The sequence below is a fragment of the SAR86 cluster bacterium genome (genome assembly GCA_023703535.1).
Taxonomy (GTDB): Bacteria; Pseudomonadota; Gammaproteobacteria; order Magnimaribacterales; family TMED112; genus TMED112.
In genome coordinates this window covers 830,985-855,498 of record CP097967.1, presented here as the reverse complement: position 1 = coordinate 855,498, position 24,514 = coordinate 830,985, and the positions used below count along the sequence as shown (strand labels likewise).

26 protein-coding genes and 1 pseudogene are annotated in these 24,514 nt (G+C 30.4%); 9 read left to right on the top strand and 18 right to left on the bottom strand.

Going from position 1 to position 24,514, the window contains the following annotated elements:
• The first annotated feature begins 3 nt into the window (after positions 1–3).
• The 5 genes from M9B42_04420 to M9B42_04400 are packed head-to-tail and all read left to right on the top strand — an operon-like array spanning position 4 to position 4,815.
• A complete protein-coding gene (locus tag M9B42_04420; protein URQ64017.1) occupies positions 4–738 on the top strand; it encodes an acylneuraminate cytidylyltransferase family protein in 735 nt (244 codons plus the stop codon).
• Positions 735–2,060: a glycosyltransferase gene (locus M9B42_04415; protein ID URQ64016.1), complete on the top strand. Its 1,326-nt coding sequence runs from the start codon at positions 735–737 to the stop codon at positions 2,058–2,060. Before M9B42_04420 ends, M9B42_04415 begins: the two co-directional genes overlap by 4 nt.
• A complete protein-coding gene (locus tag M9B42_04410; GenBank protein URQ64015.1) occupies positions 2,053–3,114 on the top strand; it encodes a Gfo/Idh/MocA family oxidoreductase in 1,062 nt (353 codons plus the stop codon). Before M9B42_04415 ends, M9B42_04410 begins: the two co-directional genes overlap by 8 nt.
• On the top strand, positions 3,107–3,982 hold the full coding sequence (locus M9B42_04405) for a 3-deoxy-7-phosphoheptulonate synthase (GenBank protein ID URQ64014.1): 876 nt from the start codon (positions 3,107–3,109) through the stop codon (positions 3,980–3,982). The genes M9B42_04410 and M9B42_04405 overlap by 8 nt, the downstream gene beginning before the upstream one ends.
• Before the next feature lie 2 nt (positions 3,983–3,984).
• The gene (locus tag M9B42_04400) at positions 3,985–4,815 is read left to right on the top strand and encodes a hypothetical protein (GenBank protein URQ64013.1); all 831 of its coding nucleotides are present in this window, start codon (positions 3,985–3,987) and stop codon (positions 4,813–4,815) included.
• On the opposite strand, the gene M9B42_04395 is transcribed toward M9B42_04400, so the two are convergent.
• The 4 genes from M9B42_04395 to M9B42_04380 form a co-directional block, all read right to left on the bottom strand.
• Positions 4,802–5,680 carry a 2OG-Fe(II) oxygenase gene (locus M9B42_04395; GenBank protein ID URQ64012.1) on the bottom strand — a complete coding sequence of 293 codons (879 nt, stop codon included), beginning with the start codon at positions 5,678–5,680 and terminating at the stop codon, positions 4,802–4,804. The genes M9B42_04400 and M9B42_04395 overlap by 14 nt on opposite strands.
• A gap of 233 nt (positions 5,681–5,913) precedes the next feature.
• Entirely contained in the window at positions 5,914–6,783 is an 870-nt protein-coding gene (locus M9B42_04390; GenBank protein ID URQ64011.1) for a glycosyltransferase family 52, read from the bottom strand.
• Positions 6,783–8,528 carry an ABC transporter ATP-binding protein/permease gene (locus tag M9B42_04385; protein ID URQ64010.1) on the bottom strand — a complete coding sequence of 582 codons (1,746 nt, stop codon included), beginning with the start codon at positions 8,526–8,528 and terminating at the stop codon, positions 6,783–6,785. The genes M9B42_04390 and M9B42_04385 overlap by 1 nt, the downstream gene beginning before the upstream one ends.
• Positions 8,525–9,493 carry a hypothetical protein gene (locus M9B42_04380; protein URQ64009.1) on the bottom strand — a complete coding sequence of 323 codons (969 nt, stop codon included), beginning with the start codon at positions 9,491–9,493 and terminating at the stop codon, positions 8,525–8,527. The genes M9B42_04385 and M9B42_04380 overlap by 4 nt, the downstream gene beginning before the upstream one ends.
• 134 nt (positions 9,494–9,627) lie before the next feature.
• Between M9B42_04380 and M9B42_04375 the strand changes: the two are divergent.
• The 3 genes and pseudogenes from M9B42_04375 to M9B42_04365 all read left to right on the top strand — a co-directional run bounded on the left by M9B42_04375 (position 9,628) and on the right by M9B42_04365 (position 11,399).
• Positions 9,628–10,071 (top strand): annotated as a pseudogene (locus tag M9B42_04375) (HAD family phosphatase).
• Between the two features lie 126 nt (positions 10,072–10,197).
• On the top strand, positions 10,198–10,938 hold the full coding sequence (locus M9B42_04370) for a glycosyltransferase family 2 protein (GenBank protein ID URQ64797.1): 741 nt from the start codon (positions 10,198–10,200) through the stop codon (positions 10,936–10,938).
• Complete coding sequence (locus M9B42_04365) at positions 10,935–11,399, top strand: hypothetical protein (protein URQ64008.1); 465 nt, start codon at positions 10,935–10,937, stop codon at positions 11,397–11,399. Before M9B42_04370 ends, M9B42_04365 begins: the two co-directional genes overlap by 4 nt.
• Here the strand turns inward: M9B42_04365 and M9B42_04360 are convergent.
• From M9B42_04360 to M9B42_04315, 10 genes are read right to left on the bottom strand one after another with little or no spacing between them, the layout of a single operon-like run.
• Complete coding sequence (locus M9B42_04360) at positions 11,389–12,267, bottom strand: NAD-dependent epimerase/dehydratase family protein (protein ID URQ64007.1); 879 nt, start codon at positions 12,265–12,267, stop codon at positions 11,389–11,391. The two genes, M9B42_04365 and M9B42_04360, sit on opposite strands and share 11 nt — an antisense overlap.
• Before the next feature lies 1 nt (position 12,268).
• Positions 12,269–13,018 carry a 3-deoxy-manno-octulosonate cytidylyltransferase gene (locus M9B42_04355; GenBank protein URQ64006.1) on the bottom strand — a complete coding sequence of 250 codons (750 nt, stop codon included), beginning with the start codon at positions 13,016–13,018 and terminating at the stop codon, positions 12,269–12,271.
• 39 nt (positions 13,019–13,057) lie between these two features.
• Positions 13,058–13,690, bottom strand: a complete 633-nt coding sequence (locus tag M9B42_04350; protein ID URQ64005.1) for an HAD hydrolase-like protein — start codon at positions 13,688–13,690, stop codon at positions 13,058–13,060.
• Positions 13,683–14,609, bottom strand: coding sequence for a lactate dehydrogenase (locus M9B42_04345; GenBank protein URQ64004.1), 927 nt, complete (start codon positions 14,607–14,609; stop codon positions 13,683–13,685). Before M9B42_04345 ends, M9B42_04350 begins: the two co-directional genes overlap by 8 nt.
• Positions 14,602–15,255, bottom strand: a complete 654-nt coding sequence (locus M9B42_04340) for a 6-phosphogluconolactonase (GenBank protein URQ64003.1) — start codon at positions 15,253–15,255, stop codon at positions 14,602–14,604. The genes M9B42_04345 and M9B42_04340 overlap by 8 nt, the downstream gene beginning before the upstream one ends.
• Positions 15,236–16,186: a hypothetical protein gene (locus M9B42_04335; protein URQ64002.1), complete on the bottom strand. Its 951-nt coding sequence runs from the start codon at positions 16,184–16,186 to the stop codon at positions 15,236–15,238. The genes M9B42_04340 and M9B42_04335 overlap by 20 nt, the downstream gene beginning before the upstream one ends.
• A complete protein-coding gene (locus M9B42_04330) occupies positions 16,179–17,528 on the bottom strand; it encodes a hypothetical protein (protein URQ64001.1) in 1,350 nt (449 codons plus the stop codon). The genes M9B42_04335 and M9B42_04330 overlap by 8 nt, the downstream gene beginning before the upstream one ends.
• Entirely contained in the window at positions 17,529–18,299 is a 771-nt protein-coding gene (locus M9B42_04325) for a HisA/HisF-related TIM barrel protein (GenBank protein URQ64000.1), read from the bottom strand. It lies immediately after the preceding gene.
• Positions 18,293–18,910, bottom strand: a complete 618-nt coding sequence (gene hisH / locus M9B42_04320) for an imidazole glycerol phosphate synthase subunit HisH (protein URQ63999.1) — start codon at positions 18,908–18,910, stop codon at positions 18,293–18,295. Before hisH ends, M9B42_04325 begins: the two co-directional genes overlap by 7 nt.
• Entirely contained in the window at positions 18,907–20,016 is a 1,110-nt protein-coding gene (locus M9B42_04315) for an N-acetyl sugar amidotransferase (protein ID URQ63998.1), read from the bottom strand. Before M9B42_04315 ends, hisH begins: the two co-directional genes overlap by 4 nt.
• A gap of 101 nt (positions 20,017–20,117) precedes the next feature.
• Here M9B42_04315 and M9B42_04310 point away from each other — a divergent pair, with 101 nt between their 5' ends.
• Positions 20,118–21,125 carry a class I SAM-dependent methyltransferase gene (locus tag M9B42_04310; GenBank protein URQ63997.1) on the top strand — a complete coding sequence of 336 codons (1,008 nt, stop codon included), beginning with the start codon at positions 20,118–20,120 and terminating at the stop codon, positions 21,123–21,125.
• Here M9B42_04310 and M9B42_04305 read toward each other — a convergent pair.
• The 4 genes from M9B42_04305 to M9B42_04290 are packed head-to-tail and all read right to left on the bottom strand — an operon-like array spanning position 21,122 to position 24,513.
• Positions 21,122–21,883 (bottom strand): SDR family oxidoreductase, encoded by a 762-nt coding sequence (locus M9B42_04305; protein URQ63996.1) that lies wholly within the window; start codon positions 21,881–21,883, stop codon positions 21,122–21,124. The genes M9B42_04310 and M9B42_04305 overlap by 4 nt on opposite strands.
• Positions 21,883–22,569, bottom strand: coding sequence for an acylneuraminate cytidylyltransferase family protein (locus M9B42_04300; GenBank protein URQ63995.1), 687 nt, complete (start codon positions 22,567–22,569; stop codon positions 21,883–21,885). The genes M9B42_04305 and M9B42_04300 overlap by 1 nt, the downstream gene beginning before the upstream one ends.
• Positions 22,562–23,476 (bottom strand): Gfo/Idh/MocA family oxidoreductase, encoded by a 915-nt coding sequence (locus M9B42_04295; GenBank protein ID URQ63994.1) that lies wholly within the window; start codon positions 23,474–23,476, stop codon positions 22,562–22,564. Before M9B42_04295 ends, M9B42_04300 begins: the two co-directional genes overlap by 8 nt.
• Positions 23,473–24,513: a nucleotidyltransferase family protein gene (locus tag M9B42_04290; GenBank protein ID URQ63993.1), complete on the bottom strand. Its 1,041-nt coding sequence runs from the start codon at positions 24,511–24,513 to the stop codon at positions 23,473–23,475. Before M9B42_04290 ends, M9B42_04295 begins: the two co-directional genes overlap by 4 nt.
• Position 24,514 lies beyond the last annotated feature (1 nt).

Genomic DNA, 24,514 nt, shown 5'->3' with positions numbered 1-24,514 from the left:
TTAATGCAGAGTAATAGTATAGCAATAATCCCTGCAAGGGGAGGTTCTAAAGGGCTTGAGAAAAAGAATTTAAGAGAATTCTTGGGTCATCCTTTAATTGCATGGCCAATCGAGGCAGCTAAAAGATCTAAGAAACTTTCGAAAATAGTTGTTTCTACAGACGATAAAGACATAAGGGAGGTTGCTTTAAAATATGGTGCAGAAGTTCCGTTTTTGCGTACTAGTGATGTTTCAGGTGATTTAACAACCACTGAGGAGACATTAAAGTATTCTTTATTGGAGTCAGAAAAAATATTTAAACAAAGCTTTGATATATGCGTTTTTTTAACATGTACTGATTTGTTCAGAAGAGATGGATGGATAGATCATGCTATAGATGCACTTGAAGAAAATAATGAATTAGAGAGTGTATTCGTCGCTAATGAAACTCACAAAAACTTTTGGGAGGTAATTGATAATAATCCAATACGTCTAAAAGAATGGATGAGTGTTTATGAGAGTAGACAAGTTAGAAGAAAATCATACAGGGAAGATACTGGGTTAGCTTGTGCATCTCGTTCAAACCTTTGGAGGAATGGGCGTAGAATTGGTGACAATGTTAAGCTGATAACAGATAATAGAAGCTTTTCAGCGTTAGACATACATAATAATTTTGATTTATTTTTAGCTAATAAGGCAGCCGAATGGATCAAAGAGAATGATTTTGACAATTTACCTCCGGTACCAGAGAAAATATGATGAAAAAAGCTTCCATAATAATTAGAACAAAGAATGAAGAAAAATGGATTTCTATTTGTTTAAATGCAATTTTCAAACAGGATTACAAAAATTTTGAGGTAATTATTGTAGATAACTGTTCCACAGACAAGACTGTTGAAAAAGCAAAAGAATGGAATGTAAAAGTAGTTACCCTCAAAGAATTTAAACCAGGAAACGCAATAAATTATGGAATTGAAAACTCTTCAGGAGATTATCTGATATGTTTGTCTGCTCACTGCATTCCCAAAGAGAAAGATTGGCTTAAAAATTTAGTAAGTGATTTAGAAGATGAAAAAATTGCGGGTGTTTATGGAAAGCAAGTACCCACAAGTTCATCACATTATCTCGATAAAAGGGATTTATTTTTGACATTTGGAAATGATAAGAGAGTTCAGGAAAAGGATTCTTTTTTTCACAACGCCAACTCAGCATTTACAAGAAAAACCTGGGAGAAATTTCGTTTCGATGATGAAGTGACTAATATTGAGGACAGAATTTGGGGAAAAGAAGTTATAAAGAATAAACTCAAGATTGTATATGAGCCGGATGCAGTAGTTTTTCATCATCATGGCATACATCAGGAAGCAGATAAAAAAAGAGCTAAAAAAATTGTTCAAATAATGGAAGCAGACGAATTTAAGAGTGAAAATCTTTGTGAATATAAAGGAAAAACAAAAGACATACTTATTATTTTTGATAGAGAAAAATATGACAACTTTCGTCTTGGTCTTTTGCGAAAAGTTATAAGTGATGCAAAAAAAAGTTCGGTTTTTGAAGACATAGTATTTTGTGGAATTGATAAAAAGGCTTTGAAGCAAGCAGAAGAATCTGGACTCAATATTTTTGATAGAAGCACAAAAGACTATGACACCTCCTTAAATGATGTATTAAAAGATTGTCTTTTAGATTTTGAAAATCAAAAATATATACCTAATTCTATTACTCTTTCTTCTGTTAACTACCCTTTTAGAGATCAGAGTAGTTTTAAAAATTTGGTAGATAGTTTTTACGAATCAGCATTTCTACCAACACTTTATAGCCATGAAGAAAAAAGAATATGTTTTACAAGAGGAGAGGAAAGTGAAATAGCAATAAATAATCAGCTATTACCAAGAGAATTGGAGGAATCATCAGTGATGATTTGTCCATTTGGTTTTGGGTGCACACTTAATGCATCAGATTTAAGGAATGGGAACTTTTTACAAAAAAGGGTAAATCTTATCCCCCAACTTAATCAAGCTGATATGATTGAAATAAGCACTGAAGAAGAAATGAGTAAGTTTGAGGTGAAATTTGAGTAAATTAAAACTAGCTTTCATAGGTTTAGGGCGAGCAGCTCAACATTATGCTGAAGTTATTAAAGAAAATTTATCTGATGAATATATTTTTTCTGTAGGCATAGACCAGTATGCAGAATCAAGGAGCAAATGGGAAAAAGAGAATTCAGGTAAGACCTTTGCTTCAATAGATGAGGTAAGCAAAGATGATGTTGATATTGCAATAATTACTACTCCATCAGGCAGTCATGCTGAAAACTCAAAGGTACTTTTACAAAATGGAGTTAATGTTCTGTGTGAAAAACCTATAGGTCTTAACGTAGAGGATGTTGTTGCAAATATGGCACTTGCTAAAGAAAAAAATGTTCTTTACGGAGGTGTATTTCAAAACAGACTGAATAAACCTATTAAATATATTGAAAATCTCTTTTCACAAAATGATTTTGGAAAAATCATTTCAGCAAGTGTTAAATTGCAGTGGTGTAGGTTTCAAGATTATTACAATGATGAATGGCACGGGAGATGGAAAACAGATGGTGGAGTAATTAGCCAACAAGCAATACACCATATTGATGCTCTATTTTATTTATTTGGCCCTCCGCAATTTTTATCTGGTTTCTCTGGAAATATCAATAATAAACTTGAGGCTGAGGATACTTTTGTTGCGTCTGGAACACTTTTAAAGGGTGGATTTTTTACAATTGAAGCAACGACCGCTGTGAGACCTGAAGATTTTTCAGCATCATTAGAAGTGGTGACTGATAAATATCAAATTTCAGTTGGAGGTATCGCTTTAAATGAGCTTACAAGAGTTAAGCTTGATGGAGTGGAGCTATCAAATGAACTTAAAGAGAACTCAGAAACTGTAAAAAATGGTTATGGTAACGGTCATTATCATATGCTTAAAGAAATTAGTAAAAATTTTAATGATTCAGGAAAAATTATTTTTCCTACAAGTGCAGAATCCAGTTTAGATTCAATAAAATATATTCATGCTTTATATTCATCTGTGGAGAATAATTCAATAATTTCATTTTCTGATGATGTGAGATCAGCTAAACTAGGGCAAGATGTATAACAAGTTTCCCGGAAAAGATATAACTGAAGAGGATATAAAGTCCAAAATACCTTTAGTAGCTAATTTTTCAAAAGAACCTTTCGAAATAGCAGGTGTTGTTTTTAATGGTAAAAAGATTCCTGTTATGGCAGGTCCAAACATGGTTGAGTCAGAAGAACTCATCATAGAAACTGCGAAGTCAGTAAAAGCTTCAGGTGCTAGTTTTCTAAGAGGTGGAGCTTTCAAACCTTTAAGTTTTCCTTATAGAAATGAGAAATATACAGAAACGGGCTTAGATGGTCTAAAGTGGTTAAAATCAGCCAGAGAGGAGGTTGAAATACCTGTCATAACTGAAGTTATGGAAGAAAAACATTTAGATGCAGTATGCGATGCTACAGATATTCTTCAGATTGGATCTAGAAACATGCAAAATTATCCTCTAATTGTAGAATCAGCAAAGACAGGTTTCCCTATAATGCTTAAACGACATTATGGTGCCTCATTAAGAGATTGGTTGGGAGCAGCTGAGTACGCTCTTAAGGAGGGCTGTACAAAATTAATTTTATGTGAGAGAGGAATGTCAATTCCACATACTCACAGGGCAACTTCTAGATTTTCATTGGATTTACAAGTTGTTCCAGCAACACAAGAAATAACAAATATTCCAGTTGCTACAGACCCATCCCATGCAACCTTCTGGCGTGATTGGGTCGAACCAATGACACTTGCATCAATTGCATCTGGAGCTGATTCAATAATGTTAGAGGTTCATCCAGATCCAGAAAATTCTGCTGTTGATCCTTTGCAACCAATCAACTTTGAAACGTTTAATTCTCTCATGAAAAAAATGGATAACGTTGCAAAAGCAGTTTCTAAAGAAGTAATTTGACGATGAAGAGGGCGGTAATAATAGGGAAAGATGTTTCAAAGGGTGCTCGTTCTCCTATTTTATGGAATGCTGCTTTTAATGCGCTCGATATTGATGCAGAAATGACTACTGTAGATATAGAGCATGAAAGCGATGCAATAGAATTCTTAGATTCAGAAACAACAAAACCTGATTTTATTGGTGGAGCCGTAGCAGCACCACTTAAAGAAGTTGTTGCTAATTATTTTGCAGATGATAATGGTAGTTTTATTGAGCCAAAAAATTGTTTCTTTAATTCTGAAGGCAAGTTTACAGCAGCTAATACTGATACCTTAGCTTTACTCGAATCAATTAGTTCTGTAAAAAAAGATTTAGATATTCAAAGGGTATGCATTCTTGGAACTGGAGGAGTTTCAAAATCATTGTGCTATCAACTTTCTAATCAAAATAAAAATTTTGATGTAGATGTTTATGGAAGAAATCAGGAAATTTCTGGTTTATTTACCGATTTTGGAATGAATTTTAAAGATTATGGTTCGCTTAATTTTGATATAGGAAGCTATGATGTTCTTATAAATTGCACCTCTATAGGTAAAGATGGAAATAATGAAGATTCTATTCTTTCAACTAGTCAATTAAGTTTAATTAACAAAGAAGCTCTGTTATTCGATGTTAATTATATAAACAGTCCTTCAAAACTATTAAGAGATGCAAGCTCTCTTTCTCTTAATTGTATTGATGGCTCACGAATGAATCTTATGCAGGCAGTCATAGGCTTTTGTTTAGCTAATGATCTGGTAGGCAAAGAGGATGTTGTTCATCAACACATGCTTGAAGCAATTAAAGAGATTTAACTTTAAAATCTGTTTTCCAGATATTATCTAAAATAGGAACAGAAAAGGAAAAATATATGATGTTCCTTTTATCTCCTTTAAATTTCTTAACACTATGATAAGCATCATTTGAGTTTATGAATAAAACAGTTCTTCCCGCCTTAGGTTTAACACTCATTAAAAGTTTGGAATTGTTAATATCCTCCTTATCTGGATATCTTTTTTGATTTTCAAGGTTTGAAAGACCTTCGGAGCTCCAAAACTCTGTTTCCCCGTCACTATCATTTTTTGTTGTATTTAAATAAATAATTCCGGCCATGAGTTTAAATCTGCTATCAGTATGCATTCCAACTTCATAACCCATTGCAGATTGTGCAACATCAATAGTAGGAGCTACGTTTCCAAAAATAGATAAACTTAATCTCTCAAATAAGTCTCCAAAAAAGGGAATTCGAAACAAAACAAAGCGAAGCTTATTAAGTGCCCATAAGATAGAGAATTTTTTAGCAAACCTAAGAGAGTCAAAGGAATTTTGATTAAATTTTGGAATTTTTATTTTTAATCCTTTTTTATTGAATGCTTCAGTCGAATTTTTAATACATTTTTTAAAGAATTCCTCAGACTTAATATATTCACAAATTTTGTTGATAGATTTTGACGATTTGACAATTTCCTCATATCTAGATCCTCTTGAAGATAGATTTTTTCGTGTTTCTCCAAAACTAAGAAAATCGACCTCAGATGATTTTTTTATAAACTCTTCAAAATCATTATTAGCTTCTCTTATAAATTCTTCATTAAAAAAGTCTTCTAAAACTACTACACTTGGTGTGCCTTGTTTTTGTACGGGAAATTGAATATTTTTTTTACTATCTTTACCTAACATTTCGATTTAATTGCTTTTCTTAAATTCTTTATATTGATTTTTAAACTTGTCGTATTCAGATTTACTAAACCTATTAAATAAATCAATAAAAGAAATTTTTATTTTTTTGTTAAGATCAAAAACTATCCCTGATTTTTCTGTAAATACCTCAATTTCATTATTTAAAGCTAATTTATTAACAAAATCCTCACTTCCATTTGGACAATTTACAACAGTTTACCTAACATTTCGATTTAATTGCTTTTCTTAAATTCTTTATATTGATTTTTAAACTTGTCGTATTCAGATTTACTAAACCTATTAAATAAATCAATAAAAGAAATTTTTATTTTTTTGTTAAGATCAAAAACTATCCCTGATTTTTCTGTAAATACCTCAATTTCATTATTTAAAGCTAATTTATTAACAAAATCCTCACTTCCATTTGGACAATTTACAACAGTAATATTCTCATTAAGTAATTCTAGTATTCTCTCATCTTCTCTGGGGTGGGGGATGTATAGATCAGGACACAGTTTATTTATTTTCAAAGCTGCTTCATTTATTTTCTTCTCTATGATTTTTGGTTTATTCAAAAGATCTTCTCTATGACTAAAAACCCAATTGCTACTTACTCCAAAGAATATCTTTGTAATCTTTTTTGTAATTTTTTTCTTCTTAAGAAACGTGGTCGATTTAATAGGATGATTAAAAATTTTTGGGTCAAAAAACGAATAGTGTTTATCACTTTTCTCCAGGAGCTTTCCAAAAGGTAATGGAAAGCCACAAATTTTATTCAAAAAATAAAACTTTTTTTGATTTTCAAAAGAAAAATTCTTGGAATAATATTTATCATTTTCATTTATATTTCTTTGACCCTCATCAAAGGTAATAAATTTATCGAAATCTAAAAATTTATACAGTAGCTGGAATTTAAAATCATCAACATTGCAGCCAACTAGAAAATCATATTTCTTCTTTTTGGAAAGAGTATTTAATGAAAAATTTTCTGGATAAACTATTTCAATTTCACAATTTTTCTTTTCGCCTTTAAATAAATCATCTGCTATTAGATCAATCTTCCACTTATAGTATTTTTTTTGAATGTAACAGAAGGCTCTCATTATTTTTTACTTTTACTTATGTCTTCATAGTTATATTTTTCACTAATTCTTCCATTACTAATTTCATAAATTTCATCACAGTGCTGCAGTGTTGTAAGCCTATGCGCTATTACTACCATAGTAACTTTACCTTTTAGCTTTCTTATTTCATCAATTATTTCTTTTTCCGTATTATTATCCAAAGCACTAGTTGCCTCATCCATAATAAGAACTTCTCTTTTGTTATAGAGTGCTCGAGCTATAGCAATTCTTTGTTTTTGACCTCCAGAAAGCTTTACTCCTCTTTCTCCAATATTTGTATTAATTCCCTCAGGGAGATTATTGATAACCTCTTTAAGTCTTGATCTCAACACTACATCTTCTAATAAAACATCATCAATAACTTCATCCCTCCCAGTTAAAGTTATATTGTTTTTTACTGAGTCGTTAATTATGAAAATATCTTGTGGAATATATGCCACTAAATTTCTAAATTCTTTATTATTTTTTACAATTTTGTTATTTAAATGAATCTCGCCTTTACTTGGCTCTAGTAGACCTAACATCACGTCGACAAGAGTTGTTTTTCCTGATCCAGATTGTCCAAAAAGACCTATCGATTTATTTTTATCAACCTGTAATGAAATACCATTTAATTGATGTTCTTTATCATTTTTATATGAGAAAAATACATTTTTCAAAAGCATGGAGGTGAAGCCATCTTTTAAGACATTTGCTTTATAATCATCTTCTTCAAGGTCTTGTTTTGTTGTCATGTCCTCAAAAAGAAGGGTAGTGGGATAGTAGCCTATTCTAAGAACATTTACAGAAGCAAGCATTTGATTAAGGGTAGGCATTAACCTAATTGCAGCAAAGAGAAATACTCCAAGCGTGGGTATTAAGCTCTGAAAATCGTTTTGTAATGGAGTAAAGAACACAACTGCCAAAGTAAAAGCAATTACAAATATCAACTCAATAATGTGTTTTGGCTGCGTTCTTATTAGATCAGCATAAATATTATTTTTTGCATAAATGTCTACATTTTCCTTAAGAATATCTTCAAAAAAGTTTTGTTTTCCAAGAATCTTAATTTCTTTAAGACCTTGGATTGATTCATTTACTGTTTTTGTGACTTGTACACTAGAGTCAGTAATAGCTCTACTTTGGCTATCTAAAAGTTTTTTGAAAAAAATGTCATATATTAAAAGAAGAACTATCATCATGCCGCCGACATAAATTAAAAGTGGGCCTTCAACAATAGCTAAAACAATTACTATCGAAAGAAAAATAAGACCATCTGAAAGAAGCCTTAAAAATCCTTGCAAAACTTTAATGAATTGCATACTCATTGTTTGAATCATCTGAATGTATCTGGCACTATTTCCTTCTATATACTTTCTGTAATGCATATTAAGGTATTTATGTAGTAGAGATGTTTTAATCTTTGCTTGTCTATTGTAGGTTATTCTTAAAATGGCCCAGTTTACCAAGATTGAAGCAAGAGCTTTAATAATGAATAGTGAAACAAGTGTAATGCCTAAGAATGTAATAATTTCCGATTTCGAAGTAAGGTTTATGCTCTCAAAAAACCATCCATAACTAGATTGAAAATCCTGAAAATTCACAAGTATTTGTATAAATGGAAATAAAATCGCTAGGCTTAACGCATCAAAAAATGAAGTAAGTAAAAACAGTACAAGCAGTAATGGAAGTCTTTTTTTATCTTCATAAAGTAATGAGTAAATACGTATTAAATATTCTTTCATTTGAATAATTCTAATTTAATTAATCTTCTTAGTACTTTAGTAAAAAAGTTTGATTTAGAGCTATAAAGTTTTGAATCTATTATTCTATTAGACTCAGGCAATACCAATTGTTTAATATCTGAGAAATTTTCATAGAAATATATGTTTTTATTTTGATTTTTCCACTCTGTTCCAGCCTTTTCTCCTCGCCAAGAAATTTTTTGATAAATGCTGCTGGGACTTGGTAACAATGCCTTACTAATTACGAAATTTTGCATAATTTTGTACTGAAAAGACTCCTTTGAATAATAAAGTACCTCAGAATTCATATTTAATTCATCAAGGTATTTACTATTTGCTAGACAAGATATCGGATTAATATGTGGGGAAAAATCAAAAATATTTTTTGAACATGCTTCAAAAAAATTAAGAATATTTTTATAACTGCCACCAAAATAAAAGTCCGCAATTTGATATATATAATTTTCAAAAAATATTCCAGGAACTACGATCTTTTTTGGGTTTTCTAATATAAATTCCTTTAATTTTTGTATATTAATTTCTTGATCAGTCCTTACTCTTATAACAAAATCAACATCCTTTAATTTCACCAACCCCAACTTGCATCCTGTGTACTGATTTAAATTATTGTTTACATTCATAATAGAGCTCATCTCTTTGCTCCAAGAAGATGGCACTTTTAATTTTGGCAGTTCTGGAACATCACTTTTGGAAAATTGATAGATTTCAACATTATTTTTAGACTTTATATATTCTGATAATTTTTTTGAGATCTTTTCATCTTTCCAAGTAGAAATAATTATTTTCTCGAACAAATTTCCATAGTTTTCAATATTAGAAATTATTGTTTCATCACATTGGTGTTTAATGATTTCATTTTCGCTCGTTTCTGCCTTTTTTTTGTACGAACTTACACCTCTACCTATTGATAATAGAGGGCCTTGGATAATTAGACCAAATTTCACGATAGTCGAATATTATATGTTAAGTTCTAATTAAATTGTATTAATCAGAAAGTTCAATATAATTACCAAATTCTATGAAAAACCAAGATATATTAGTTATTTTCGACCTTGATGGCGTTCTAATGGAGTCTAAAATGCTTCATTTCGAAGCACTTAATAAATCATTAGCTAAATTTAATATATCTATCACTTACGAGGAGCATCTTGAAAAATATGATGGACTACCAACTAAAAGAAAGCTTGAGATTCTTAATGAAGAAAAAGGTTTAGATAAAAAGTTTTTTAAAGAAATATGGGAAGAGAAGCAAACAAGAACCATTGAAGTACTTGATGAGATTGATATTAGAATTGAGGGTATTACAGAGCTCGTTAAAGAAGTTTCGAAGGATTATATGGTAATGGTCGCAAGTAATAGCATTCGATCAACAGTAGAAAAAATGCTCCAGAAAATTGATGTAATAAATGATGTTGACTATTTTGTGAGTAATGATGATGTAAAATTTCCTAAACCTTATCCTGAGATGTATTGGCAGTGCATGCTAAAAGCAGGAGTTACACCCAAACAAACAGTAATAATAGAGGATTCCTTTGTTGGAAGAAAAGGAGCGCTAGATTCTGGAGCTAATCTATTTGCCGTTAAAAATCCTAGAGATCTCGTCGAGAAGAATCTACCAAATTATCTTAAAAAGTTTGATAATAGCAGCATGAACCAAATTTGGACTGATCCTAATATAAATGTTCTTATTCCATGCGCTGGAGCAGGCTCAAGGTTTGCACAAGCAGGATATACGTTTCCTAAACCGTTAATAGAAGTTTTTGGCAAACCAATGATACAGGTTGTTGTTGAGTCGTTAGCTATAGAGGGTAGATTCATATTCATTATTCAGAAAGAACATAATGAAAAATATAATATGAAATCATTTTTGAAAGCCATAAGACCTAATTGTGAGGTAATTGAAATAAGCGGAGTTACTGAGGGTGCAGCTTGCACAACACTATTAGCTAAAGAATTTATAAACAATGACAATCCATTAGTTATAGCTAATTCTGATCAATACATTAAATGGAATGCTTCAAACACCATGTACAACATGTCTGAAAGCAAAGTAGACGGAGGAATCTTAACCTTTAAGGCAACTCATCCAAAATGGTCTTATGCAAAATCAGGTGACGATGGATTTGTAACTGAAGTTGCAGAAAAGCAAGTGATTTCTGAAGATGCAACTGTTGGGGTCTATTATTGGAGCAAAGGATCTGATTATGTGAAATATGCTGAAGATATGATACAAAAAGACATACGTGTAAATAACGAATTCTATGTTTGCCCTGTCTTTAATCAAGCTATTGAAGATAAGAAAAAGATAAAAATTTATGATGTTGAAGAAATGTGGGGCTTAGGTACACCTGAAGATTTAGATTTTTATCATAATCACTTTAAAAATTGAAATTCATAGCTCATCGGGGTCTATTTCAAGGACCTGACAAAGATAAAGAAAATAATCCTGATCAAATCTGTGAGGCTTTAGAAAAAGGTTTCGATGTTGAAATTGATCTAAGATGTGATGAGAGTAATAACCTTTTCTTGGGACACGATTATAATCAATATCCAATATCAAAAGACTTTTTACTTGATAGCATTGATAGGTTTTGGATTCATTGCAAAGATTTAGAGGCGCTAAACCATATCAACTTATTTCAAGATGCAAATTATTTCTGGCATCAAGAAGATGACTACACCCTAACTTCTAAGAATTTTGTATGGGTTTATCCTGGAAAAAAACTTCTGAAAAACTCGATTTTGGTGATGCCTGAATGGGATATGGAAGTTTCAAAAATAAAATTAGATAAAGAAATTTTTGGTGTTTGTAGTGATTATGTTTTGGAATTAAGAGAATCTAATTCTTAGAATCCTCTATTTCGTGAATTATTTCTAATACTCCTTGGCCAATATCTATAAATTTTTTAGGAACAAGTTTCTTTGATTCTTTAGGTTGAAAGCTATATGGGCTAATTTTGTAATGAGAAACAACATTTGATTCTTTTGATAAATTAATCTTTTCTTCAAGTTGCAGTACCTCAAAGATTAATTTAAATAAATCCAAGGTGCTTATTACTTGATGGCCTGTAATATTCACAGCAATATTTTTTTCATCGCTCTCTAAAAGACTTGCCGTCATAATTGCAGCATCTTTAACATGAATGTACTCTCTCTTTTCCTCACCATTTCCTGAAAAATCTATTTGTTTATTTTTTATAATTTCTGATATGTATTTTTTTAAACCGTTCCATTCTTGCGCTCTAGGACCATATAAAGAGCCATACCTAACATGAATATAGTCGAGGTTAAACTCATTTTGATACTCCTCAATCAGTAATTCACAGGCCTGTTTTGATTTTCCATAAAAGGAACCATATTTGCTGAATACATAGACAGATGAAGCAAAAATAAATTTTTCAATTTTATTTTTTCTACATCCTTCAAGAAGATTTGCTGTCCCAATAATATTTGTTTCGATAGTTTCAAGCGGTTTTTCTTTTGACTCTCCAATATCTGCGATACCAGCAAAATGAATGACAAAGTTAAATCCTTCTAGACTTTTAATTACATGTTCTCTGTCAAGTAAGTCGCTTTCTATAAATTTCTGATTGTCATTTATCCAAGTTGATTTTTTCTGATCGAATATAGTTACTTCATAACCTTTCTCAGTAAGTTCATCTGCAACATGGCTTCCTAAGAAACCTGAGCCACCTACAACTAATACCTTTTTTGCCATTTTATTTATACCTTAAATAATAACTATCATTGACCATAAGCTTTTCTACATCTTCCAAATCTTTAGGCGTATCAACACCTATTGTTTTAGATTCACATAAAAGCATTTTAATTGGAACACTATGTTCAGTGAATCTTAACATATCGATACTTTCTGCACGTTCTAAAGGACCCTCAGCCATATTGGCATATTCATAAAGAAGAGACTTCTTAAAAGCTACAACTCCTATATGTTTAAAGAACTTTTCACTATGACCTTTAAGAGATCCTGGTATTGCAGCTCTAGAAAAGAATGCAGCATAATTATTTAGATCAACTACTACTTTTGGATTATTTAAATCTTCGGCTTGTTCTTCTGAGATCTCATCCATAAGAGTAACTGTTCTGTCAGCATTATTCGAAATGTAATTTGCAAGCATTTTCAAAATTTCAGGAGAAAATAAAGGCTCATCTCCTTGATAAAGTACAACATTTTCAAAAGAATCATCAATTTTTGTAATTGCTTCAGCTATTCTTTCGGTACATCTTGTATGAGTATCTTTAGTATCTATAGATTTGCAACCAATAGATTTACTAAAATCATGAATTTCCTGATCTGGAGTAGCTATGTAGATATCGGAAAAGCATTCTGCTAACTTTGCCCTTATAAAGCAATGATGAAGCATTTCAATATCACAAATCTTTTCTAAAGCTTTCCCAGGGAATCTTGAAGAGCCCATCCTAGCCGGTATTATGCAGATTGTATTATTCATAAATTCTGAACATTATACTCCAGTTGTAATATACCTAAGCTATAAAAAATTCTCTACTTGAGGAATATCCTCATCAACAATCACGTGTTTATTGTATTCATTCTTGATAAAAAGAAACTTCATATCAAAGTGATTAGCACATTGAAGATCTGATTTTGAATCACCAATGAATAGGCAGCTATTTAAATTTATATCTTTTGATTCGATAAAATCTTCAACACACTCAATTTTTGTTTTTGGTGAGCCATAAACTTTTTTGAAGAATTTCCCTATTTCAATTTTTTCAATAATTCTTTCAATTTCATCCTGTGGTGTAGCAGTAATCAATATCGATTTATCTAACTCACTCAATATTTCAAGCACCCCCTCAACCCAATCTGAATTGATCACACCATCGAATACTAATTCCGAAAATCTATTAAGATATGCTTGAACATTACTTTCTTTTATCTCTATACCTAAATACTCCATGTAATAAGGAATTTTTTTAAATCTTGATAACCCCTGATTGTTAATATGATGGCTGAGAATATACTCTTTTTGCTCTTTTTTAATATCTTCAAATAAATTGAAGAAAGCGTCGTTTTTTACTTGATTTGATTTTTTAATTACTCCATCAAAGTCCCAAAAGATGATTTTTGAACTAAAAATTAATTCTTTAATATCACTCATCCAATAAATTGATTAAATTTTCGCAAGCCCTTCGTTCCATTTGGTCTCGAACATATTCTGTTGATGATGCTACATGTGGTGTTGCAATTAGATTTTTACATTCTAAAAGCTTTCCCTCATAAGGTTCAGTTGCAAATACGTCTAAAGCTGCACCTTTAATAAGATTGGAATTTAAAGCTTCGTATAAATCTTCCTCGTTAACCAATCCACCTCTACTAACATTTATCAAATATGAGTTTTTACCCATAACTAAGAGTTCTTTTTTAGAAATCATATTTTTATTTTCCTCATTCATAGGCACATGCAGGGAAACAATATCAGAATTGCTAAGACACTCTTCAAATCCACAAATAGATATACTTTCATGTCTCCAGTCTGGGTCAGTACTTAAATCAAGTATGTCAAAAACTTTTATTTTTTTGACTCCTGCAGATAGTAAAAATTTACTAACATTTTTTGCAACTCTTCCACCTCCAATTAATGAGATAGTTGCTTCATTAAGGGATTTACCTAATGTTCTCTTCCAATTGCCTTGATTTAAATTATGTTGATGCGAAGAAATTTCCCTCAACAAATTTAATATAAATGTTAGTGTAAGTTCAGCAACTCCTATTGCTGGCTCTTCAGGAGTATTAAAAATTTTTATATTATTTTTTGCTGCAATATCTAAATCGATATTATCTATTCCAATGCCAACTCTTGATATACCTTTCAAATTTACTAGCTTGCTTAGTAATTCTTGATCATATTTTTCAGTTCCAGCAATAACATAATCTGCTTTGTTAACTTGTTCATAAACTTCTTCATTCTTAATTTTTCTTCCAAGAGGATTTATTGTCACATCAAATGATTTTTCGAGAAAAGCCAAGTTGTCTTTATTAAATGGAAGGGTAGTTATATGAACTTTCAATCTAGTCATTTACACAATACATTATATTAAGTTTCCCATTATAACTATTTATAAGCTTGCCGATTGGTAAATTAGTAACCTCTTCAGATTTGTTTTCAATTTTATTTATAAGATCATATTTATTCTTACCTTTAGCTATAAAAAGAATCTCATTAGTCCTCTTAATATATTTTTCTGAAAGTGTAATTCTATATTCAAAACTACCACCAATTTTTGTAGAAATTATTTTCAAATTATTACTTTCATCATTTTCAATAACTTCGGTTGAGGGAAATATTGATGCATAGTGACCATCATCACCCAATCCAAGTAAAGCAATATCAGGATGTTTGATCTTATTCAAAGCATCGGAGATCTTGTTTAATGAAATATTTTTATGGTTACTAATTGGAAAATCACATAACTTAAAAATATTGGAATTTGTTAAAGAAGATATTGTAAGAAAATTACTTCTCTCCTTATCACTCGTAATTCTTTCGTCGCTTAAAATCAATTGGTTAAATCTTTTTTCATTAAAAAATTTTTTAAATAAAAAAATAGGCGTTGAACCTCCAGGAACTATTAGATTAGCATCTGAGCTAAAACGACTAAGATGTTTGCAAATAGCATGCTGCCAGGTTTCTAAGGTATCAAACTTATGAATATTTTGATTCATAAATACTAATAAGGTTCTCTAAATTATTTTTTATAGAGTGATTTTCAATTTTTTGAATTATCTTATCTTTAAGAGCTTTATTTTCATCAATTGAGTTAGAAGGTCTTGGTAGTTTTAATTTTTTATAAAGTTTTTGGTAACTTTTGTCATTTGCAATATCTAGTCTTTTGCAAATTTCAGACATAAAAAAGTTTGGATCTTTAGTTAATTTTTCAAAGGGAATTACAAGTAAATTTTTCTCATTAAAGATTTTTTTGCTCTCAATTTTTTCTGAGAGTGACTCAAGTTCAATATACATAATTGCAGCCTTTTCTATTAAAGAGACGCTGGCAAATAAATCTTGATTATCTTGAGAAACAAACCATGGAATCTGTTTCTTACTCAAATAAAAATTCATTTCTCTTGGATCCTCGCCTACTTTTTCGAAGTATTCAGCCCAATCGAGGATATTATAAACAGGATTTCTTACACACCTTAGAAAAAGGAGCCTTTCATTAAAACTTTCTACTAGTGGCTCACTAATTTGAAAGACATTATGAGTATTAATAAGCTGTATAGGTTTTTTAATTTCAATTTCTTTTGATATATCAGAGGTATCATCTTTAAATATTCTTAATAAATAGTTGAGTGATTTTGGATTTTTAAAAATCCCAGAGTCATCTTTTGGTCTGATATTAATCTCTCTACCAAGAAAATTATTATAAGTTGTAAGATCTGAATACATATTTAGAAGAATTTTTGTTGTATTTAAATCCACCTTCCCAAGAAAATGCAGAACAGATACCCATTCAGAGTGGTAGTCAAATTTTACTTTATCTACATTATCTAGAGCACCTACAAGAGGAGTAAGCAACGATTTTCCACATCTCCACATACCATCAATAAATATAGTTTTATTTTGATATGTATTTTTTCTATGAAGTTCACTCATTTATTATTTTTTCAAATTTCTCAAACCAAAATTTTTCATCACCAGGTTGTATAGTTTTATCATGCCTTTCATCAGTCCAATCCTTTTGTTTAATCCCCTTAACCTTTTCTAAAATCTTTTTCATGCTTAGTCTTTGAAATTTCCCTATCAGCTTTGAAATTTCGTTTCCAATAATAAATCTAAAATACATCTTGGTCTTCGATAGTTTTGAAAGCAAAATCTTTTTATTGCTTAGCTTTTTGATATTTTCAGCATATTCCAAGCATCTTTTCCCATCAAACTTTCCGTACCATTTTTCACAAAATTCATTAGCCAACAAAAAGCCTTTATCAGTACATTTATTTCTATCATCTTCGATCTTAATTATAGATCTGAGTGCTTCATCAGCATTTTTCACTGGAAATAATGGTAATTTTAAATCTTTCTCAGAAAACAAGATCTTACTTCTTTCAGTTTGCATTTCTATTGATGGAACTCTTTTAATCATTGCTTCAAAAGTTGATGTGCATACGTTATGAGCCATATGTATATCAGCCAAGTTCAATAAATCATTTATTGTTCCTGATTTCATTATAGTGATATTTTTGAGATTCTTTTCTTCAACAAGTTCGACCCAAAATTTTGGAACTTCATTAGGATGTGGCTTTAAAACAACATGATATTGTGGAAAATTTGCAGCAACTTCTTCGATAATTTTTACTGTCATTTCTCTTAACTCTCTGTATATTGAGGCCTCAAGAAAGACGTCAGGAGGGTTTGAATTTCTCGTATTTACATTCTCTTGAACTTTATGAAGGTCTTCATCTGATAAATCAGCACTTGAACCAGCAGTTGCTATTGTGATAATTTTTTTATCTGAAGGTATTATGAATTCATTTAATAGCTCTTTCTTGGTTTTATTAACTGAATCAAACTTTGGGTGTAAAAAATCAATCCTTGGACAACCTATAAGTATTCTTTCTGGAGCTTTACCAGTAAACCCATTTTGTTCTTTTTCAAAGAATTCTCCTTGCCTTTCATAAAAAATTTCGTTCCAGTAAAAATATTGATCTGGAAAAATTTTTGGCTTTAAAAATCCGAACTCTTTCTGTTGTAAATTTCCCTCTACATCGTTGACAGCTACCTTAATATCATTAATTTTCCAACTAGCGAAAATATGATTTTTATATATCGGTTTTGGTAAAACTATTATGTTTGGAGAGAATTCTTTAACAATTTTATCTTCGTGCCATGGTGCACAATATGCGACTTCATAACCATCTTTTTTAAGATAAAATCCTATAAGAGCTGAAGCAGCGAGATCTCTATGTTTGTGATCAACAATAAATAGTACTCTTTTCATTTATTCCCATTTAGCTAGAGGATATTTTTCATCTAACATTATTTTTCTTGCATTTATTAAACCATCTCCAACAAAATTTAATAAATTTGCTGTTGATACTGCATCTATGTCTTTATGTGCTAGACCCTCTTTGAGGTGGTGATAGTTCCCAGCACCACCGCTAAATATTAATGGTTTTTTATTATTTTGGGGAAGATGTTTCATAATTTCATAATCAAAATTCATCCCAGTACCATCTTTGTCCATAGAATGAAGAAGGAGCTCTCCAAAATTAAGTTCAAGAATTTTTTCCATAAAAGCTATATCTATTTTTGAAAATTCTTTAGCTCCATTGTTCGTATAAACATAGTAATCATTCTCTTTTTTTCTAAAATCAATATGTCCAATTATTGCTTGGGCTCCATAAGTTTTACTTATTTCATCAACTAAAGATGGGTCATGAAACAGTGAGGTATTTAAGTTAATTTTATCTGCACCAGACTCAAAAAGTTTCTTGGCATATTCAAGTGTTCTTATGCCTCCCCCTAAACATACTGGAACAAAAATATTTTTAGTAATTTCTGATACATTCTCCAAAAATTTATCGTGCTCTCTATTATCTCTAGAAACATCAATTATGATTAATTCATCTATTGACTCGGCAATTTTTAAGAAATTGTAGTTTTTTAATAACCAATTGAGGTCACCAATCTTTTGTAGTCTGAAATTTCTACTTAAGTTAAAGAAGCCCTTATCATAATGTAGAGTAAATATAATTCTTTTTTTCAGCATTTTTTAAAAAAATTATCTAGTAGAATTAAGCCATTTTTCTGACTAATTTCTGGGTGAAATTGCGTACCAAAAATATTTTCTCTTTCAACTACGGATACAAATTTTTGTTTGTAGTCTGTAGTACCTGCTTCATAGTCACCACTTGTAGACTCCATCGCATACGAATGGACAAAATAAAAGTCTTTTTGCTTTAATCCATCAAAAAGTACACTTTCATTTGTTTGAACATTATTAAAACCTACATGTGGTAGCTTAATACCACCGTTTTCTTTTAGTTTTAACACCTTATTTTTAAAGAAGCCAATGCCTTTTGATCCACCATCCTCTTCTGTTGACGAACCCATTAATTGCATACCAACACAGATACCAAGAATTTTTCTTTCTTTCTCAAGTACAGCTTCTTTAATACTCTCTACAAAACCACTTTTTTCTAATCTGTTATAAGCTTCTCTAGCAGAGCCTACCCCTGGAAGAATTATATGAGAAAAATCATTTATTTTTTCTGGATCTGATACAAGTTGATATTTTATTTTTAAATTATCAAGAGCATTTTTTAGAGACCAAATGTTCCCCATTTTATAATCAATTATTGCAGTAGAAGATGTTGTCATTTAATGGTAAATGTTGGTTGCCATCTTCCATTTACTTTATCAAATAAATCCTTATTTACCCATTTATCAATGACTTTATTGAAATCGTCTTCGGTCATTTCATAATAATCGAGATATAGATCTAAGAAATTCTCTGGATAATTATTATCATATAAATTCACGAGACTGATTGCTTGATCTCTCGTCATTGCACCTCTTCTTATTTCAATTCCAGCATCTTGAGTTGCTCTTCCAAATCCAAATTTCAGATACATTAAATAAGCATGTAAAGCATAAAGTGCCTGGTCATTCTGGGCAAAATTAGTAAAGGTTCCAGTATTTGTATCTTCAGTTTCTTTCAGACCACAATGCTCTTTTGCAACAAGATAATTCCTGTATGAATCCCAAGCCTCATAATAAGACCAATGCGTAAGCGTAATTTTTTTGCAATCTTCCTCACTTGGAAATTTAAACCAGAATAACTTTGATTCATCAAGCCTAGCTTTTTCAAGTACTTTCTCATATCCTCCCTCAAGGTAAACCTTTCGTTGATAACTGACATCATAAGTAGCCTGAAATTTCTTTTCTGTTGATCCGCCATATTCAATTTCTCCGTCTTCAGCATAAAAAATAAGTCCAATATTAAACCTTTTAGCTATTTGTAGAACTGCAGTATGAATACAAATTAACCATCCATAATAAGGGAAGCCTTTTTCGATAAAACCATATTTATTCAGAGCAGCCATTGCCTCTTCATCGGGACTTACATGTACATGTGAAAAACCTGAACTTACAAAGTTATAAACATTCTCTTGTCCTATTTTTGTTTCTAAGGGTGGTCTTACAGTTACACACAATGGCTCAACGCCATAGTCGCTTTTGAGTTTGTGAGCAATGTATGAGCCATCTTTGCCACCACTTACTGGAACTATGACTTTGTAATTATCTGAGGCATTAGTATATTTTTTTAGATTTTTCTTAAGCTCTTCTTCTCTTTCTTTCCAATTAAATGTCTTTTTCTCATCAGACCATTGGCATGCATTACATCTACCCTCTTGATCGAAAGTAATTCGAGGTCTTGTAGACATATTTAGACAGGAACTGCACCAAAAAACTTCTTTAGCCATAATAAATGCCACATTCTAACACTTTGTTAAGTTAAACATAAGAAATAATAGAGCCCTTATTTGAAGTTTTTAAAAAAAAACCTTTGGAATATAATTTTTATATGATTTTTAAAGTTCTAGCTTTTATTTATTTCAAAGTTTTTTGCAGTCTTTTTTGGTATTTTGCAAAATTTCGAAACAGATTTGAGTCTGATCAGAATCACTGCAATATTTGTTCAGGCAGTTTGGATGCCAAACAAATAGCAAAAATTGATTTAGCTGGCTATGTATCTTTATTAGATTCAAGTTTCTTGGGATCAGTATTTTATAGATTAAGGTTTCTATTTTTTTGGCCTTGGCTTAGGCAAAGTTTTTTAAAATATAAATATTTTATTACCAGTAAAAACGACTTATTGAAATATAAAAAGTGTCAAAAATGTGGAAGTCTAAATCTTATATTAAAAAATAATAGATCAAATAGAGTAGGGGACGACGATATTCACTATTTCTCAAAAATCAAAGATTCGAATGAAAAACACAATCAATATATTTCTAGATTTTCTGATTTTATAATCAAAGAGTCCTCAAAAAATAATTTTCCAAATGAAAAAATCCTTGATGTAGGTTCAGGAACTGGAGAAATTCTTGATTTAATTAAAAAGAAAGGTTTCGATGTAAAAGGCGTTGAGCCATCAGTTGGGCAATATAAGGCTTCAAAGAAATTTTTAGATTTAGACATTGAAAATGAATTTTATGAAAAAAGTTTATTTAAGAAAGAATCTTTTTCATTGATTTATAGTTTCCATAGCATAGAGCATTTTAATGATTGTTCTTCATTTTTTGAGTCTGCAAATTATCACTTAATGCAAAATGGAGCACTTTATCTTTCAACACCCTTAGCAGAGCTTGCAGAAAATTATGCTAATTCCAAAAAAAATGGCTTCTTTTCATCGAAGGATGAAATAATTTTTTGCTCTAGTCATGTGCAGCTGCTTTCAAGAAAGTTTATAGTTGAAAAAGCCAGTCAAAATGGTTTTTCTGTACATAAAGTTATGGAGAATGAGTCAAAAAAGATTTCCAAATGGGGAGAAAAGCCTTTCGGTTGCACTTTTAAGTTTATAAAGGATTAATTTAAAGAAAATCCACCATCAACTATAAAGTCTTGACCAGTTATATAACTGGAATCATTTGAAGATAGGAACAGATATGTTTGAACAAGGTCTGATGGCTTACACATTCTTTTCATCGGCGTTCTAGAAATATACTTTTCTTTGAAAGCTTCATCTTGTTGCAATTCTTTTCCTGCAATTTTCCCCTCTAAACCACCTGGACTAACAGTATTCACTCTAATATTATTTTTTCCGTAGAAAGATGCCATTTGCTTACAATGTTGATTAATTCCTGCCTTAATTACTGGGTAGGCAATATTTTCACTTAAATTTGTTCCTTCATACAGATTTTGCTTTTGCGGAATAGTTGCATATATTGAGCTTGTTAAAATAATACTTCCATTGGTATTTTTTCTTACCATTTGCTGCGCAAATAAATTAGAAATCCAAATATAACTTAAGAGATGAAGATCTAGATTTGTTTTAAAATTAGTTAAATTTGAGGTTTTAAATGTTAGATCTGCCCATTCATCAGTTTTAGGGTAAGAGCAATTTATGAAAACGTCAGGATCTCCATGTTTTTCAGTTATTTCTAATAATTTTTTTTCAATATCCTCTAATTCAGCGACATCAATTTTTTCGAAAATAAAATCATTATTTGAATTATTAATATCTAGGTTTATGACTTTAGCCCCATTATCTTTAAGAAATTTTGCAACAGGTAAACCTATTGTTCCACTACCACCTAAAACGTAAATTTTTTTATTTTTAATAGACACTATTTTTTCTCCATGAGGAAAGAAACTATTTTCCAATCTAGCATCGTATCGATATCAATTGACCTTTCCTCAGGCATTTCATAAAAGGCAGTCTTTGATGTTACTAAATTACTTTTATTCATCAAGGCTTTATTCTTCCAGATATATATTGATGCATTCATTTCAAAAACCTGAGGTGATTTTTGTCGAGAATATATTTTTTTATTTGTTCTTTTTGAAATGCTCAATACATTTTTTTTAATTTCAATCATATTAAAGTATGGATTTTTTCTAGCCACGCAGCCAGTAATTAAATTTTGATAATTTCCATTTTGAAATTTTTTAAAAGAATTATGAATGTCACTAACTTGACGCAATGGCGAGGTTACATCCAAATCGATTACATTATCAAATTTTTTGTCCAACATTTTTTGGGCTTTTATAGCTGCATCTCTAATTACATCAACTTTGCCAACAAAGTCTTTTGATAATTGATTAGTTCTTTTTAAGGTATGAACTCCAAGTTTTTCAGCTATTTTTAAAATTTTTTTACAATCAGATGAAACAATGATATCTGAGAAAATTTTGCTTTTTTTTGCTTGTTCTATGGTGTGTTGAATCAGTGGTTTTCCTGCAATTTTCTTAATATTTTTATTTGGCACACCTTTTGAACCAGAACGTGCACAAATCGTACATAAATTATTCATTATCTTGTAGTCCCTCAATAAACTCTAAAACTTTTAAAGCTTCTTCTAAAGTACATAGTTTTTTTACATCATTATCAAGTAAAGATTTAATTTGTTCATCATAAGTATTTTGAATAAAGAAATTTGTTTTTTTTGTATCGAGGATTGCATTTGTTTTAGGAGAAATATATTTAATTTCTGATGTAAGAAAATCTAAATTAATTTTTACCTTATCAGAAAATAGAGTTATATCTCTTTGTTCGTCGTTATTTGCGATATCTAATGTGATTTCACATTTAATTTTATTTTTAGTTTCCAAATCCAAAAATAAAAAATCATTTGCCTGTATATCTAAATCTGATTGCTTTTTATAAATACATTTTTTTATTTGAAGGGAACCAAAAATAGAAAGGGCAAGATCTATTTCATGACTAAGCTCCAATGCTACACCTCCGCCAGTTTCTGCATCTGAGCTATAACTTTCTGTGTAGTCTTTTTTCCTCCAGTTTGGAAGGTAAGAGAGACAGTTAAATATTATTTTTTCTATATTATTTTGAGAAATATTCTCTTTTATAATTTCGATAAAAGGGTGAAATCTCAGGTTATAAGCACAAAAATACGTATTATTTTCACTTGAGAATTGTTCGTTTTTTACGAAGATAGGTTTTTCTACAAGTATGTATTTATTTTTTAAAGATTTCTCAATGTAGTTGCAGTTTTTAAGATGTTGGTGTGTCGGAGTGCAGTCTATAATTATATCAGGATCAAACTTATCAAGATCTTGAATATTTTTGGATATATTTTCAATTTCTAAATCTTGAGACGAGATAATTTGAATATTTTTTTCAGGAATAAATTTTTTAAGACTTGAAAAATGCTTTTTTCCAATTGAGCCAAAGCCTAATAGACTAACCTTTTTTTTTATCACTCTAATCTTGATTTAGCCTTTTCATATTCTTCCCATTGACCAACATCGACCCATTCATTTTCATCAATTGGGAATACACCAATTTTCTTCTTCCTTTTCTTCGCGGCATTAATAAGATCAGTCATATCGAAATATTTATTTTTAGGTATAAGTTTTAATAACTCTGGTTTAAGAATATATAGCCCCGTGTTCACAAGATAGTCAAAGGTTGGCTTTTCTTCAATATTATTTAGTTGTCCATTTTTAAAAGTATTGCAAACACCATAAGGTATGGTTATCTCTTTTGTTGATGCAACCAAAGTGATATCAAAATTGTTTGTATTATGGAAATTCATTATCTCTTTACTATCAACTTTAAAAATTACATCACAATTAGTAACAAAAAATGATGACTTAATTTTTTTTGGAATATTCTTTATAGATCCAGCTGTGCCAAGAGGTTTTTTTTCTTCAATGAAATTTACCTTAAAATCAGGTTCAAGTTCCTCAAAAAAAGCTTTTAAAATTCGAGCCTTATAATTTACAGTAAGAAAAAAATTATTAGCGCCAGAGAAATGGAATGGCTCAATTATTCTCTCTAAAACCGTTTTATTATTAATGGGTATTAAAGGTTTTGGCAAAATTTGCGTAAAAGGTTTAAGCCTTGTGCCTTTACCACCTGCCATTATTACTACTGGTACTCCTTTTAAATCATTATCCCTTTGTTTTGGTCCAAAATAATCAGTCCATTCAAGAATTTTCAAGATTTCTCCATTCTTTTTTATAACCGGAATAACCTCAAATCTTTCTTTTTGAAACAGCTCTTTAGCATCGGATTCTTTAAAATTTGATTCTGTAAAGAAGGTAGATTTTGAATTAAAAAAATCTTTGATAAGTGTTTTTAGATTTTTTCCCTTTAGCAATGCCTTTCTGATATCACCATCACTTAAAGTGCCTAAGAATTTTTTCTTATCATCAATTACAATCAGACACTTTTTGCCTTCAATAGACATTTTTTTTAAAGCATCCTTAAGCGATTGTTTTTTATTAATTTCCATT

What these genes read in the sequence shown, in the direction of transcription:
- M9B42_04340 (URQ64003.1), bottom strand. Translation starts at nt 15,255, where the DNA reads ATGAATCAAAATATTCATAAGTTTGATACCTTAGAAACCTGGCAGCAT.
- M9B42_04350 (URQ64005.1), bottom strand. Translation starts at nt 13,690, where the DNA reads ATGAGTGATATTAAAGAATTAATTTTTAGTTCAAAAATCATCTTTTGG.
- M9B42_04315 (URQ63998.1), bottom strand. Translation starts at nt 20,016, where the DNA reads ATGGCTAAAGAAGTTTTTTGGTGCAGTTCCTGTCTAAATATGTCTACA.
- M9B42_04345 (URQ64004.1), bottom strand. Translation starts at nt 14,609, where the DNA reads ATGACTAGATTGAAAGTTCATATAACTACCCTTCCATTTAATAAAGAC.
- M9B42_04300 (URQ63995.1), bottom strand. Translation starts at nt 22,569, where the DNA reads ATGAATAATTTATGTACGATTTGTGCACGTTCTGGTTCAAAAGGTGTG.
- M9B42_04390 (URQ64011.1), bottom strand. Translation starts at nt 6,783, where the DNA reads ATGAGAGCCTTCTGTTACATTCAAAAAAAATACTATAAGTGGAAGATT.
- M9B42_04405 (URQ64014.1), top strand. Translation starts at nt 3,107, where the DNA reads ATGTATAACAAGTTTCCCGGAAAAGATATAACTGAAGAGGATATAAAG.
- M9B42_04420 (URQ64017.1), top strand. Translation starts at nt 4, where the DNA reads ATGCAGAGTAATAGTATAGCAATAATCCCTGCAAGGGGAGGTTCTAAA.
- M9B42_04310 (URQ63997.1), top strand. Translation starts at nt 20,118, where the DNA reads ATGATTTTTAAAGTTCTAGCTTTTATTTATTTCAAAGTTTTTTGCAGT.
- M9B42_04395 (URQ64012.1), bottom strand. Translation starts at nt 5,680, where the DNA reads ATGTTAGGTAAAGATAGTAAAAAAAATATTCAATTTCCCGTACAAAAA.
- M9B42_04385 (URQ64010.1), bottom strand. Translation starts at nt 8,528, where the DNA reads ATGAAAGAATATTTAATACGTATTTACTCATTACTTTATGAAGATAAA.
- M9B42_04330 (URQ64001.1), bottom strand. Translation starts at nt 17,528, where the DNA reads ATGAAAAGAGTACTATTTATTGTTGATCACAAACATAGAGATCTCGCT.
- M9B42_04415 (URQ64016.1), top strand. Translation starts at nt 735, where the DNA reads ATGATGAAAAAAGCTTCCATAATAATTAGAACAAAGAATGAAGAAAAA.
- M9B42_04360 (URQ64007.1), bottom strand. Translation starts at nt 12,267, where the DNA reads ATGGCAAAAAAGGTATTAGTTGTAGGTGGCTCAGGTTTCTTAGGAAGC.
- M9B42_04325 (URQ64000.1), bottom strand. Translation starts at nt 18,299, where the DNA reads ATGCTGAAAAAAAGAATTATATTTACTCTACATTATGATAAGGGCTTC.
- M9B42_04355 (URQ64006.1), bottom strand. Translation starts at nt 13,018, where the DNA reads ATGAATAATACAATCTGCATAATACCGGCTAGGATGGGCTCTTCAAGA.
- hisH (URQ63999.1), bottom strand. Translation starts at nt 18,910, where the DNA reads ATGACAACATCTTCTACTGCAATAATTGATTATAAAATGGGGAACATT.
- M9B42_04370 (URQ64797.1), top strand. Translation starts at nt 10,198, where the DNA reads ATGAACCAAATTTGGACTGATCCTAATATAAATGTTCTTATTCCATGC.
- M9B42_04400 (URQ64013.1), top strand. Translation starts at nt 3,985, where the DNA reads ATGAAGAGGGCGGTAATAATAGGGAAAGATGTTTCAAAGGGTGCTCGT.
- M9B42_04335 (URQ64002.1), bottom strand. Translation starts at nt 16,186, where the DNA reads ATGAGTGAACTTCATAGAAAAAATACATATCAAAATAAAACTATATTT.
- M9B42_04290 (URQ63993.1), bottom strand. Translation starts at nt 24,513, where the DNA reads ATGGAAATTAATAAAAAACAATCGCTTAAGGATGCTTTAAAAAAAATG.